This is a genomic window from Demequina sp. NBRC 110054 (assembly GCF_002090115.1).
Taxonomy (GTDB): domain Bacteria; phylum Actinomycetota; class Actinomycetes; order Actinomycetales; family Demequinaceae; genus Demequina.
In genome coordinates this window covers 515,869-528,045 of the sequence record NZ_BBRK01000006.1, presented here as the reverse complement: position 1 = coordinate 528,045, position 12,177 = coordinate 515,869, and the positions used below count along the sequence as shown (strand labels likewise).

The window sequence follows — 12,177 nt, the reverse complement described above, 5'->3', positions numbered from 1 at the left end:
CGTCCGGTCGTACCCTGACAGGGACGGGTGCGTGCGCGCCGTCTCCGTGGCCGCGGTAAGGGCTCGGACCAGTGCCTGACCAGGGAGGCTGACGATGATCCTCGACCACGGTGGGACGAGCCCGCAGATCGACCCGACGGCCTCGGTCGCCGCGTCGGCGGTCGTGAGCGGAGACGTGACGCTCGGCCCCGGCGTGCGGATCCTGCACGGCGCCGTCGTGAGCGGGGAACAGGGTCCGGTCACGATCGGCGAGGACAGCATCGTCCTGGAGAACGCCGTGGTGAAGTCCCGCGCGGGGCACGCGTGCAGGATCGGCGACGCCGTCATGGTCGGTCCGCACGCGCACGTCTCAGGCGCGACGATCGGGAGCGGATCCTTCGTCGCGACCGGCGCGTCGGTATTCCCCGGAGCGCGCGTGGGGGAGGGGTGCGAGATCCGCATCGGCGGCGTCGTCCAGGTCAACACGATGCTCGAGGCCGGCACCATGGTGCCGATCCACTGGGTGGCCGTCGGTCATCCCGCCCTGGTCCTGCCTCCCGACCGGCACGACGAGATCTGGCGCGTGCAGCGCGAGCTCGACTTCCCGGGCACGGTCTACGGGGTCGAGCGCGGCACGCCGACGCGCCAGATCATGCGCGACCAGAGCGAGCTGCACCGGCCCGACTCCGGCTGAACGCGGCATGCGCCCGGGCACGCAAAGGCCCCCGGGGTGCGATCCCCGAGGGCCTTGCTGCCTCGGTCGACGCTTCGGGGGGTGAAGCGGATCGGGGCGAGGGTGCCCGCCGGTGCCGGGGGGCGGCTCCGACGAGCGTGACGGTCGCGAAGGCCGCTTACGCGCCCTTGGCGACGGTGATCTTGCGGGGCTTGGCCTCCTCGGCCTTCGGGACGTTCACCGTGAGGATGCCGTCCGTGTAGGTGGCCTCGACCTTGTCCGGGCTGACCCTGTCGGGCAGGCGAACCGCGCGGTGGAACTTACCGAACCGACGCTCGATGCGGCGGTAGCCCTCTCCCTCGGTCTCGTCGTAGAAGTTGCGCTCGCCAGCGACGGTGAGCACGTTGTCCTCGAGCGAGACCTCGACGTCCTCGGCCTTGACGCCCGGGAGCTCGACGTGAAGCGTGAAGCCGTCGTCGGTCTCCTTGACGTCCAGGGCAGGCGAGAATGCGCCCGCGAGCGAGGCGTCAGCGTCGCCGAAGAACTGCCGGAGCATGCGATCCATGTCGTCCTGCCACACCTTCGTCGCGGTGGCCGGAGCCGCCTTGCGCATCACCTCTCGTGCCATGGTCCTCAACCTCCTGTGAGTCGTCTGTGTGCGTCGGGTCCTTCCCGACGGTGGCGGCGGACCCGGTCGGCCGGCCCCTGTTGGTGGCCCCCGCGGGTCCGTCGCTCACCCTCACTATAAGACTTGAGCGGCCTCGACTCAAGTCAAAGTTGAGTCATGTTCGCTCAAGGCGAGAGATTGATAGTAAGGCCTGGTAGATTAGGTGAGCGGAGCATCGTCCCCGTGCGATCGCGCGTCGCCGCGGACACTTTGAGCCAAACCGCCGCTCACACTTTGGGCCAAACCGCCGCTCACACTTTGGGCCAAACCGCCGCTCACACTTTGGGCCAAGCCGTCGCGGACACTTTGAACCAATCTGAGTCGCGACACACGAGCGCGTCGAGGCGCACCGCGGCGTGTCGCCGGAGTGTCGCAGGTGGGAGTGGTTCGAACTGTCGGGAGGTGTGTCGCACCGCCCGACAGCGCGGAGCGGTTACTGGCTGATCGCGCCGTCGTACGGCATGCGGTGGCCCATCGGACGCGTGATGTGGCCCAGCACCAGGACGACGACCGTGATGAGCGCCGACAGGATCAGACCCGCCGAGAAGTCGACCTTGAGCAGCAGCGCGCCGGTCAGCGCGCCCGCGCCGATGAGGACGATCGCGCCCGCGCGGCGCGCCCACGGCTGGCCGCCGCCCTTGCCGAGCACCGAGTCCGAGGCGAGGCCCGTGATGGTCGAGGTCACGACGACCGTCGTCACGTCCTTGACTGCGATGTGCCGGGCGGTCGCCGCCTGGCATCCCATCGCGAGGCCGAGCGACGCGGTGGCGGCGTACGCGGCGATCGTGCCCTGCTCGATCGTCACGGTCATCGCGACGACCACGCCCGCGATCAGTACCGCGGCGACGCCGCCGAACAGCGCGGTGTGCTTCCCGGTCCAGCCCTTGCGCGCGCCGCGCAGCACGCGACCGCCGATCGCGGCCCCGGCCATGAACGCCGCGAGCGCGACCAGCGGGCCCTCGACGGGCAGGTCGTTGCCGCCCGCGAGACCCATGCCGAGGATCACGACGTTGCCGGTCATGTTGCCCGTGAACACGCGGTCCAGGCCGAGGTATCCGACCGCGTCGATGATCCCCGTGGAGAACGTGAGCGCGAGCATGAGCCCGAGGTAGCTGTGGTCTGGGTTGGCGCGCATCCGGGTCAGCACGGTTCCTCCTGGTGGGGACGGGCGCGCGCCGTGTCGCCCCTCGGGGCCAGGGTCGCGCGTCGGCGGTAGTCTCGTAGCGCCAGGGTAGGACACGACGTGGTGCGGGCGCTCCGGCCCGCACGAGGGCGCCCTGTGCGGCGGAGGGGGTCACGTGGGCGAGTACGCAGGGATTCTGAGGTCGGGGGAGAGCATCCCCGACGGTCTCCCGTACCTGCCCGCGGATCCCGAAGCCGTGTTCTGGGGTCGCCTTCCGTGCAGGGACGATGCGCCGGTCCTCACGGTGGACTCGGGCGCCGAGGTCGTGGTCGACACACTGAGCCACGAGGGCCTGCTGCCGGATCAGGGATCCGACGCCGCCGGCTTCTTCTCCTCCCACGGTGTGCCCGAGGACAGGGTGCTCGCCGAGGCCGCGGCCCTGTCCACCTCCTCGCGCCGCGACCCCGGCGCCGATGGCCCCCACGTCGTCACCGGCCCGATCGCGGTGGAGGGCGCGCGCCTGGGCGATGTGCTCGCGATGACCCTGCTCGACGCGACGCCGCGCGTGCCCTACGGCGTCGTCTCCAATCGCCACGGCCGGGGCGCGCTGCCCGGAGAGATGCCCGCGGGCGGCGCCGACGCCGTCTCCGTGTTCGCGCCGATCGCGCCGGACCAGGACGGCGTGTGGAAGGGCTGGTTGCCGCGCCGCGAGGGTGGCCCGCGCGACGTCGCCTTCCCGCTCGCGCCGTTCTTGGGGATCATGGGCGTCGCGACCGATACCGCGGAGCGCGCCCACTCGGTCCCGCCCGGCTCGCACGGCGGCAACATCGACATCAAGGAGCTCGTCGTCGGTTCGACGCTGTTCCTCCCCGTCCAGGTGCCGGGTGCCCTCGCGTACGTGGGCGACCCGCACTTCGCGCAGGGCGACGGCGAGGTCGCGCTGACCGCGCTCGAGGCGTCCCTGCGGGTGCGCATCAGGCTCGACCTGATCCCGGCCGCCGAGGCGGCTCGCGCGTTCGGCGACCTCATCGGGCCGCTCGGAGAGACGGCGACGCATCTGATGCCCACGGGGATCGACGCCGACCTCGACGAGGCGGTGCGCAAGGCCACTCGCGCGGCGATCGCGATCCTCGCGGCCCGGTACGGCATGGAGTCCCACCTGGCCTATGCCTACCTGTCCGCGGCGACGGACCTGCGCATCTCCCAGGTGGTCGATCTCGTGTGCGGGGCGCACGCGATGATCCGCAAGGAAGACTTCGAGGCGCCGGGGGCGCCGGTTTGGAGCGAGGCATGACGAACATCCACGTGGCCGCGGGGGCGATGGCCCCTGACGGGCTGATCGAGGCGATCCACGCGTACGAGCAGGTGCTCGCGGCGGACGATCTCGACGCGCTCGCGGCGTTCTTCGAGCCAGGGGACGAGACACTCCGCGGCGACGGCGCCGGCCTGCTCATCGGCCACGACGCGATCGCCTCGTTCCGCGCCAAGCGCGGCGGCGCGGGCGCGCGCCGCCTCGTGGAGCTGCGCCTGACCCCTGCCGGCGACGACTGGCTCGCGGTCTCGGTCAACGCCCCCGTCGCGGGCGGTCGCGGCCTCGTGACCCAGCTGTGGCGCTACTCGGCCGACGCGGTCGGCGGGCCCGGCGGTGGATGGCGCATCGCGGTCGCCCACGTGTCCTCGACGCCCGCCGCGATCGACACCCGGATCTGGCGCGTCGTCGGCGCCCCGCTGCTCGAGGGCAGGTCCGAGGGGCCGCTCGCGGGTGAGACGGTCGCAGTGAAGGACCTGTTCTCGGTGCTCGGCCAGCGCGTGGGCGCAGGCGTGCGTGCCTATCTCGAGGAGTCGGAGCCGAAGGAGCTCAACGCGCCCGCGGTGCAGTCGCTGCTCGACGCGGGCGCCGACGTCGTCGGAATCGCCCAGACGGACCAGTTCGCGTACTCGATCGCGGGCCTCAACCCCGACTACGGCACCCCGCCCAACGGCGCCGTGCAGGGCGCGGTCCCCGGAGGCTCGTCGTCGGGCCCCGCCTCGGCGGTCGCGCTGGGTCAGGCGAGCATCGGCCTGGGCACCGACACAGCGGGCTCGATCCGCATCCCCGCCTCCTACCAGGGGCTGTGGGGTCTCAGGACGACGCACGGCGCCGTGAGCCTCGAGGAGGTGGTGCCGCTCGCGCCGCGCTACGACACCGTCGGGTGGATGACGCGCGACGGCGAGACCCTGCTCGCGGCCGCGAAGGCCTCGTTCTCCGGCGAGCCGGAGGTCACGCTGGACGACGTCGTGCTTGCGTCCCCGAGCGCCACCGTGCTCGCGCAGCCCGAGGTGCGGCAGATCTTCATCCAGCTGCTCCAGTGGCTCGAGGTGCACGTCGATCTCAGGCCGGTCGACCTGCCCGATGTGAGCCGCCTCTACGCCGGGTTCAGGGTGACGCAGTCGGCCGAGGCCTGGCGCTCGGACGGCGCCTGGGTCGAGAAGCACCCCGGCGCGCTCGGTCAGGACATCTTCGAGCGCTTCGAGTACGCGTCCTCGGTGGGCAAGGAGCAGGAGGCCGAGGCGCTGATCGACGTCGCCGAGCTCGCCAAGGAGATCGACGATGCGCTCGGCAACGCGATCCTGCTGCTGCCGACCTCGCCGTCCGCGGCGCCGAGCCTCGACGCGTCGATCGAGTACCTCCAGGGGGTCCGAGAGGCGACGCTGTCCATGACCGCGATCGCGGGCCTCACGGGCCGTCCGGCGCTCACGGTGCCGTGGATGCGCACCTCGGAGGGGCCCGTGGGGTTGAGCCTGATCGGCCCCAAGGGGTCGGACCTGGCGCTCATCGAGACGGCGCTCACGTGGGAGCGCGAGCTGCTCCACGACCAGCAGGGGTAGGCCTCCGGCCGTCGAAATCCCCATGAAACGCGCGATCCGCCAGACTGTGTAGGTCTCATCAACATTTCTGGAGAAGCCATGACTCTTCCGGGGCCGCTGAATCCGCCGTCACGCCTGCTCATGGGCCCTGGCCCGATCAACGCCGACCCGCGCGTGCTGCGCGCGATGTCCGCGCCGCTGGTCGGGCAGTACGACCCGTTCATGACCCACGCGATGAACGAGGTCATGGACCTGTATCGCCGCGTCTTCGTCACGGCCAACCGGCAGACCCTGCTCGTCGACTCGACCGCGCGTGGCGCGATCGAGGCGGCGCTCGTCTCGGTGCTCGAGCCCGGCGACAAGGTGCTCGTGCCGGTCATGGGCCGCTTCGGCCACCTGCTCGTCGAGATCGCCCAGCGCTGCGGCGCGGAGGTGCACACGGTCGAGGTGCCGTGGGGCCAGGTCGCGCCCTACGAGCTCATCGCGGACGCCATGGCGAAGGTCCAGCCCAAGCTCCTCGCGGTGGTCCACGGCGACACCTCGACCACGGTCGCGCAACCGTTCGATGGGTTCGGCGAGCTGTGCGCGCGCTACGGCGCGCTGCTGTACGCGGACGTCACCGCCTCGATCGGCGGCAACGAGTTCCTCACCGACGAGTGGGGCGTCGACATCGCGACCGGCGGGCTGCAGAAGTGCCTGGGCGGTCCCTCCGGGTCCGCGCCCGCGACCTTCTCGCCGCGGGCCGAGGGCGTCATCAACTCCCGCAAGAGCATCGAGGCCGGCATCCGCGCCGAGGGCGACGAGGTCGCGGCGCACCCGATCCGCTCGAACTACTTCGACATGTCGATGGTCTTCGACTACTGGTCCGAGCGCAGGCTCAACCACCACACCGAGGCCACGACCATGCTGTACGCGGCACGCGAGGCGGCCCGCATCGTCCTCGAGGAGGGGCTCGGCAACTTCCAGGCCAGGCATGCGCTCCACGGCCGCGCGATGATGGAGGGCGTGCGCGGCCTCGGCCTCGAGGTCTTCGGTGACACCGCGCACAAGATGACCAACGTCGTCGGCGTCGTCATCCCCGAGGGCGTGCACGGCGAGGCCGTGCGCACGCGCATGCTCGAGGACTTCGGGATCGAGATCGGCACGTCGTTCGGGCCGCTCGCGGGCAAGGTGTGGAGGATTGGCACCATGGGCTACAACGCGCGCCAGGACGCGGTCCTCACCACGCTCGCCGCGCTCGAGGCGGTGCTTCGCCGCGAGGGCTTCGGCCTTCCCGCGGGCGGCGGCGTCGACGAGGCCTACCGCGTGTACGGGGAGGCCTCGTGACCTCGCCTGGCGAGATCGTCCCGGGTCCCCTCGACATGGACGATGCGGACGGTCCCGTGCCCTTCTCGGCGCGGGAGATCCTCGAGCGCTGCGATGTCCTCGCGACCCACAGCTCGCGCATCGGCGCGATCGAGCGCTCGTACCTCACCGCCGAGCACGCCCGCACGAACTGGACCGTGGGCGAGTGGATGGCCGAGGCGGGACTCGACCCGTGGCAGGACGTGGCCGGCAATCAGCGCGGCTCGCTCGCCGGGCCCGAGGACGACTCGCCGGTGCTGATGCTCGCCTCTCACCTCGACACCGTGCCCGGGGCGGGCAGGTACGACGGGATCCTCGGCACGCTCATGGCGATCGCGGTCGTGGGCAGGCTCGAGGCCAAGGGCGTGGACCTGCCGTTCGGCATCGAGGTGCTCGGCTTCGCCGACGAGGAGGGCACGCGCTTCGGCCGCACCCTGCTCGGCTCGTGCGCCGTCGCCGGCGCGTGGCAGGACGCGTGGTGGGACCTCAAGGACGCGCAGGGCATCACGCTGCGCACGGCCTTCGAGGCGTTCGGGCTCGATCCCGCGCGGATCGAGGAGGCGGCGCTGCCGCGCGATCAGGTGCTCGGCTACCTCGAGGCTCACATCGAGCAGGGTCCGCTGCTCGAGGACGCTGACCGTGCCCTAGGCGTGGTCACCGGGATCATGGGTGCCCGCCGCTTCGATCTCACGATGATCGGCGAGGCCGGCCACGCGGGCGGCATGCCCTACGGTCGGCGCCGCGACGGTCTGCTCGGCGCTTCCGAGCTCGTGACCGCGATCGAGGAGCTGTCCCGCGACAACGGCGCGATCGGCACGGTCGGCCGCATGCAGGCCTACCCGGGAGCCGCGAACGTCATCCCCGGCCGCGCCGAGTTCTCGCTCGATCTGCGTGCCGAGACCGACGAGCTGCGCGACAGGGTCTGGGACCTGATCCAGGAGCGCGCCGACAAGATCTGCGCCGCGCGCAACCTGACGTTCGAGGCGGTCGAGAGGCACGATGCGGAGGCGACCGTCGTCGGCACGCGCCTCGCCGACGCGATCCGTGCGGGCATCGCGGCGACGGGGGACAGCGAGCCCCTCGAGCTGCTGTCGAAGGCCGGTCACGACGCGATGGCGGTCGCGTCGCTCACGGACTACGCGATGCTCTTCATCCGCTGCGGCGGCGGCATCTCGCACCACAAGGACGAGTCGGTGATCGAGTCGGACGTGGCGCTCGCGCTCGACGCGTTCGAGGCGGCGGTCCTGGACCTGGCGAAGGACTTCGGCTGAGCCGGCGGCCTCGCGGCAGCGCCTGAATCCGGGCATAGAAACGGCGCCAAGAGCCCCATCGCACTCGACGCCTGCCACACGACAGTACGGACAATCCCCACCATGGTCAACAGGGGTGGTGCCACTCGTCGCCCGACCTGCCCTGATGGGCACCCGTAGCGTGGGCTCATGAGCCAGCACCCCTTCCGCCAGGTCGACGTCTTCGGCAACGGGCCCTACACGGGCAACCCGGTCGCGGTGATCCTCGACGCCGAGGACCTGACCACGGAGCAGATGGCGCGCATCGCGAACTGGACGAACCTGTCGGAGACCACGTTCGTGCTGCCGCCCACCGACCCGTCGGCCGACTACCGCGTCCGCATCTTCACCGTCGCGGAGGAGCTCCCGTTCGCGGGCCATCCGACGCTCGGCACGGCCCGGGCGTGGCTCGACGCGGGCGGCGTGCCGCGGGTGCTCGGCCGCGTCACCCAGGAGTGCGGAGTCGGTCTGGTGCCCCTTCGGCACGACGGGACGATGCTCGCCTTCGCTGCCCCGGATCGGCTCCGGTCGGGTCCGGTGGACGAGGCGGACGTGGCCGTCGCGTGCGAGCGGCTGCGCCTGGACCGTGACGACGTGGTCGCCGCCGAGTGGGTCGACAACGGGCCCGGCTGGCTCGGCCTGCTCCTCAAGGACGCGCAGAGCGTCCTCGAGGTGCGGCCCGACACGGCCGCGCGCGAGGACAAGGGCTTCTACGGCGTCGTCGGGCTCTACGGTCCGGACCGAATGGTCGGCACCGGCACCGGCACCGGCACCGGCACCGGCACCGGCACCGGCACCGGCATCGGCACCGTAGCCGACGGAGAAGGAATCGACGGTGCCGGGCCGGACGGCGTTGCGCTCGAGGTGCGCGCATTCGTCGGGGACCCGGGAGCCGGGCTCTTCGAGGATCCCGTGACGGGCAGCCTGAACGCATCCGCCGCGCAATGGCTGACCTCGGCCGGCGTCCTCGCCGCGCCGTACGACGCCCGCCAGGGGACCGTGCTCGGCCGCGACGGCCGCATCTCCGTCACCGAGGGCGACGGTGAGCTCTGGATCGGCGGCGCGACGCACGTCGCGGTGACGGGGACGATCGACGCCTGACGCCGCGCCGGGACCGGGTCCCCGCGATGCCCGCTCCCGCGACTACATTCTCTCCGGGCCACTGGAGGGAGACACGATGGCAGGCACGAGCGCGAGCGCGCCCACGGCGGGTCGCCCCGAGCCGATGTTCGCGATCCTGCTGCTGGTCGCGGGCCTTGTGGCGATCGCCGTCAGCGGCCTCGCCGGGGGTGACGGAGGAGCGGCCGATGCCGCGGCCCCGACCTCTCAGGCCACCTCCGCGTCCGAGCCGGCCGTCGCATCGTCCGGGGGCGAGGGGAGTGTCCATGAGGCGGCCCTCGAGCTCACCGTGAAGGGGCGCGCGGCGAAGACCGGCTACGAGCGCGACGAGTTCGGCTCGGGCTGGATCGACGTGGACCGCAACGGCTGCGACACCAGGAACGACGAACTGCAGCTGCGGCTGACGGGCCTCGAGATGGACGGCGACTGCATCGTGCTCGCGGGCGACCTCGACGACCCGTTCACCGGCGAGAGCATCCACTTCGAGCGCGGCGGGGCGAGCGAGGTCGACATCGACCACCTCGTTGCGCTGTCGGACGCGTGGCAGAAGGGCGCCGCGCAGTGGGAATACGCGAAGCGCGTGGCGTTCGCGAACGACCCGCTCAACCTCGAGCCGGTCGACGCGAGCGCCAACCGGGAGAAGGGCGACTCGGACGCCGCGAGCTGGCTTCCCGCGCAGAAGTCCTACCGCTGCACGTATGTGGCGCGGCAGGTCGCGGTGAAGACCAAGTACGAGGTGTGGGTCACGCAGGCAGAGCTCGACGCGATGCTCGCGGTCCTTGACTCGTGCCCGGACCAGGAGCTGCCCGACCTCGGCGACCAGCCCGTCACGGCGGACAACGTCGGGTCGTAGGCGACCTCACTCGTCGACGTCGGCCCCACCACCCAGGTCGGAGCAGTCGATCTCGCGCGCGCCGTGCGCCGCGAGGTACCGCCCCGCGCCGCGATCGCCCTCGAGCATCGCGACCAGCGGCTCCCAGTGGGCCCTGCCGATCAGGACCGGGTGTCCGGGAGCGCCGTCGAACGTCGCGCGGGCGAGCGTCGTCTGGTCGTGCGCCGCGGCGAGCACCCGGCGCGCCGCCTCCGTCTTCTGCTCGGGCAGGTCCACGAGCGTGACGAGGAGCGCCTCGGCCCCGCGCTCGGTCGCCTCCTCGACGACCTTGCGCAGCGACACCGACTGGCCCTCGGCCCAGTTCCACGCGACGACGGTGTCGGCCCAGTCGGGCACGAGCTCCTCCGCCTCGTAGGCCTGCGCGCCCACCACGACGATCACGGGATCGCAGCCCGCGTCGCGAAGTGTGATGGCGGCGCGCTCGACCCAGGCAGTGCCGTCCTCCGCGCGCCGCAGCGCCTTCGGTCCACCGGCTCGCGTTCCCGCCCCGGCGGCCAGCACCGCGCCCGCGATCCTCATTGCCATACTGGAGACACTACGCGCGAGGGAATGGACCTCGCGCCGTGAGGCCAGGGGAGATGCTGTGACGGTGAAGCCGACCCGCGAGGACCTGCTCGCGTGCCTGCGTGTCGAGCGCTGGGCCGACGAGATGGCCCGCTTGGAGTTCGACTCGATGCTCGAGATGGAGCGCGCGGCGGTGTCGATCGCGACGCCGATGAGCGAGGCAGAGGTCGACGAGGCGCTCGCCGCACACCCCCGCATCGGGGAGAAGGCGGCCGGGGACGATGCGGAGGCGAGGTTCTCGGCGAAGGAGCAGGAGGCATCGTCCACGGACGATGCGGTGCTCGCGTCGCGCCTGGCGACGCTCAACGCCGCGTACGAGGAGGCCTTCGGGAGGGTGTTCCTCATCCGCGCTGCGGGACGGTCGCGCGACGAGATCGTCGCGGAGCTCGAGCGACGTCTCACGAACGACGAGGCGGCGGAGATCGCCGAGGTCGCCGACCAGCTGCGGGGCATCGCGCTGCTGCGCCTGCGCACGACGTACGAGGAGGCGCTCGCATGAGCCACGTCACGACGCACGTGCTGGACGCCGTGGCGGGCGTGCCCGCCGCCGGGATCGCGGTGACGCTGTCTCGCCGGGGTGCCGAGGGCTGGGAGCCCGTCGCGCAGGGGCTCACCGATGCGGACGGCCGCGTGCGCGAGCTGGGTCCGGACGTTCTCGACGACGGCGTCTACCAGGTGCGCTTCGAGACCGGGATCTACTTCGCCAAGCGTCAGGTCGAGACGTTCTACCCTGAGGTCGAGATCGCGTTCTCGGTCGCGGGCGGCGACCACTATCACGTGCCGCTCCTGCTCAGCCCCTTCGCGTACTCGACGTACCGGGGGAGCTGAGGAGTCCGCCTGCGAAGCCCGCCTGGGCCCGGTGACGGCCCGGGGGAATGGATTCGCGCGGCGCGCGGTTGTGGACCGTACACAGAGGGTTCGCCAGTCCCCGGGCGAACCCTCTGACACGTCTCGGCCCGGGCATCGTCCCCGGGTCGAACTTCTGAGAGGAGCGCCCGTGGTCGAGGTCGAGGTCTGGTCGGATGTCGCGTGCCCGTGGTGCTACCTCGGCAAGCGCCGCCTCGAGAAGGCGATCGAAGCCTTCGACGGCGAGGCGCGCGTGACGTGGCGGAGCTTCCAGCTCGACCCGACGATCCTGCACGGTGAGCACACCCCGCACGCGGAGGCGATGGCGAAGAAGTTCAACATGCCCGACGAACGAGTCCAGGAGATCGGCCAGAGACTCATCGACCTGGGCGCCGAGGAGGGTCTCGAGTACAACTTCGACGGCTACATCCAGGCGAACACCCGCAATGCCCATCGCGTGCTGCACATGGCGCAGGAGGCGGGGCTCGGTGGCCCCATGAAGGACCGGCTGCTCAAGGCCCAGTTCTCGGACGGCGCGATCGTCGACGACCTCGACGTCCTCGCGGGCCTGGCAGAGGAGGTCGGCCTCGACGGCGCCGAGGTGCGCGCGATGCTCGCGACCGACGCCTACGACGATGCGGTCCAGGCCGACATCGACGAGGCCGCCTCGCTCGGAGCCAACGGAGTGCCGTTCTTCGTCTTCGACCGCGCCTTCGCGGTGTCGGGAGCGCAGCCGCTCGAGGTCTTCGAGACCGCGCTCGAGCGCGCGCGGGAGAAGGCGGCGGCCGACGCCTGACCCGGCGCCCGCATCGTCCCTGCTCGGCGCGTAGGCTC

General features: G+C 71.7%; 13 protein-coding genes. 10 read left to right on the top strand and 3 right to left on the bottom strand.

Annotated elements, in window-relative coordinates:
- Positions 1-94: 94 nt before the first annotated feature.
- Complete coding sequence (locus B7K23_RS15095) at positions 95-673, top strand: gamma carbonic anhydrase family protein (protein WP_084127496.1); 579 nt, start codon at positions 95-97, stop codon at positions 671-673.
- A gap of 157 nt (positions 674-830) precedes the next feature.
- Here the strand turns inward: B7K23_RS15095 and B7K23_RS15090 are convergent, their stop codons facing one another.
- Complete coding sequence (locus tag B7K23_RS15090) at positions 831-1,280, bottom strand: Hsp20/alpha crystallin family protein (RefSeq protein WP_084127495.1); 450 nt, start codon at positions 1,278-1,280, stop codon at positions 831-833.
- Between the two features lie 472 nt (positions 1,281-1,752).
- Positions 1,753-2,466 carry a YoaK family protein gene (locus B7K23_RS15085; protein ID WP_234996565.1) on the bottom strand — a complete coding sequence of 238 codons (714 nt, stop codon included), beginning with the start codon at positions 2,464-2,466 and terminating at the stop codon, positions 1,753-1,755.
- Between the two features lie 151 nt (positions 2,467-2,617).
- Here B7K23_RS15085 and B7K23_RS15080 point away from each other — a divergent pair, with 151 nt between their 5' ends.
- The 6 genes from B7K23_RS15080 (at position 2,618) to B7K23_RS15055 (ending at position 9,894) form a co-directional block, all read left to right on the top strand.
- Positions 2,618-3,736: an acetamidase/formamidase family protein gene (locus tag B7K23_RS15080; RefSeq protein ID WP_084127493.1), complete on the top strand. Its 1,119-nt coding sequence runs from the start codon at positions 2,618-2,620 to the stop codon at positions 3,734-3,736.
- Positions 3,733-5,310, top strand: coding sequence for an AtzH-like domain-containing protein (locus tag B7K23_RS15075; protein ID WP_084127492.1), 1,578 nt, complete (start codon positions 3,733-3,735; stop codon positions 5,308-5,310). Before B7K23_RS15080 ends, B7K23_RS15075 begins: the two co-directional genes overlap by 4 nt.
- Positions 5,311-5,388: 78 nt before the next feature.
- On the top strand, positions 5,389-6,615 hold the full coding sequence (locus B7K23_RS15070) for an alanine--glyoxylate aminotransferase family protein (protein WP_234996564.1): 1,227 nt from the start codon (positions 5,389-5,391) through the stop codon (positions 6,613-6,615).
- Entirely contained in the window at positions 6,612-7,904 is a 1,293-nt protein-coding gene (locus B7K23_RS15065) for an allantoate amidohydrolase (protein ID WP_234996563.1), read from the top strand. Before B7K23_RS15070 ends, B7K23_RS15065 begins: the two co-directional genes overlap by 4 nt.
- A gap of 168 nt (positions 7,905-8,072) precedes the next feature.
- Positions 8,073-9,023, top strand: coding sequence for a PhzF family phenazine biosynthesis protein (locus tag B7K23_RS15060; protein ID WP_084127491.1), 951 nt, complete (start codon positions 8,073-8,075; stop codon positions 9,021-9,023).
- Between the two features lie 76 nt (positions 9,024-9,099).
- Positions 9,100-9,894, top strand: a complete 795-nt coding sequence (locus B7K23_RS15055) for an HNH endonuclease family protein (RefSeq protein WP_200809864.1) — start codon at positions 9,100-9,102, stop codon at positions 9,892-9,894.
- 6 nt (positions 9,895-9,900) lie between these two features.
- On the opposite strand, the gene B7K23_RS15050 is transcribed toward B7K23_RS15055, so the two are convergent.
- Positions 9,901-10,458: an NTP transferase domain-containing protein gene (locus B7K23_RS15050; protein WP_234996562.1), complete on the bottom strand. Its 558-nt coding sequence runs from the start codon at positions 10,456-10,458 to the stop codon at positions 9,901-9,903.
- 58 nt (positions 10,459-10,516) lie between these two features.
- Between B7K23_RS15050 and B7K23_RS15875 the strand changes: the two genes are divergently transcribed.
- The 3 genes from B7K23_RS15875 (at position 10,517) to B7K23_RS15035 (ending at position 12,139) form a co-directional block, all read left to right on the top strand.
- Positions 10,517-10,996 (top strand): 2-oxo-4-hydroxy-4-carboxy-5-ureidoimidazoline decarboxylase, encoded by a 480-nt coding sequence (locus B7K23_RS15875; protein WP_143338330.1) that lies wholly within the window; start codon positions 10,517-10,519, stop codon positions 10,994-10,996.
- The gene (gene uraH / locus B7K23_RS15040; protein ID WP_084127489.1) at positions 10,993-11,325 is read left to right on the top strand and encodes a hydroxyisourate hydrolase; all 333 of its coding nucleotides are present in this window, start codon (positions 10,993-10,995) and stop codon (positions 11,323-11,325) included. The genes B7K23_RS15875 and uraH overlap by 4 nt, the downstream gene beginning before the upstream one ends.
- A gap of 169 nt (positions 11,326-11,494) precedes the next feature.
- Positions 11,495-12,139, top strand: a complete 645-nt coding sequence (locus B7K23_RS15035) for a DsbA family oxidoreductase (RefSeq protein WP_143338329.1) — start codon at positions 11,495-11,497, stop codon at positions 12,137-12,139.
- Positions 12,140-12,177: the final 38 nt, after the last annotated feature.

Bases quoted from the DNA above. Each gene is read 5' to 3' on its own strand.
- B7K23_RS15095 (WP_084127496.1), top strand. From the start codon at position 95: ATGATCCTCGACCACGGTGGGACGAGCCCGCAGATCGACCCGACGGCC.
- B7K23_RS15090 (WP_084127495.1), bottom strand. From the start codon at position 1,280: ATGGCACGAGAGGTGATGCGCAAGGCGGCTCCGGCCACCGCGACGAAG.
- B7K23_RS15075 (WP_084127492.1), top strand. From the start codon at position 3,733: ATGACGAACATCCACGTGGCCGCGGGGGCGATGGCCCCTGACGGGCTG.
- B7K23_RS15070 (WP_234996564.1), top strand. From the start codon at position 5,389: ATGACTCTTCCGGGGCCGCTGAATCCGCCGTCACGCCTGCTCATGGGC.
- B7K23_RS15060 (WP_084127491.1), top strand. From the start codon at position 8,073: ATGAGCCAGCACCCCTTCCGCCAGGTCGACGTCTTCGGCAACGGGCCC.
- B7K23_RS15055 (WP_200809864.1), top strand. From the start codon at position 9,100: ATGGCAGGCACGAGCGCGAGCGCGCCCACGGCGGGTCGCCCCGAGCCG.
- B7K23_RS15050 (WP_234996562.1), bottom strand. From the start codon at position 10,458: ATGGCAATGAGGATCGCGGGCGCGGTGCTGGCCGCCGGGGCGGGAACG.
- uraH (WP_084127489.1), top strand. From the start codon at position 10,993: ATGAGCCACGTCACGACGCACGTGCTGGACGCCGTGGCGGGCGTGCCC.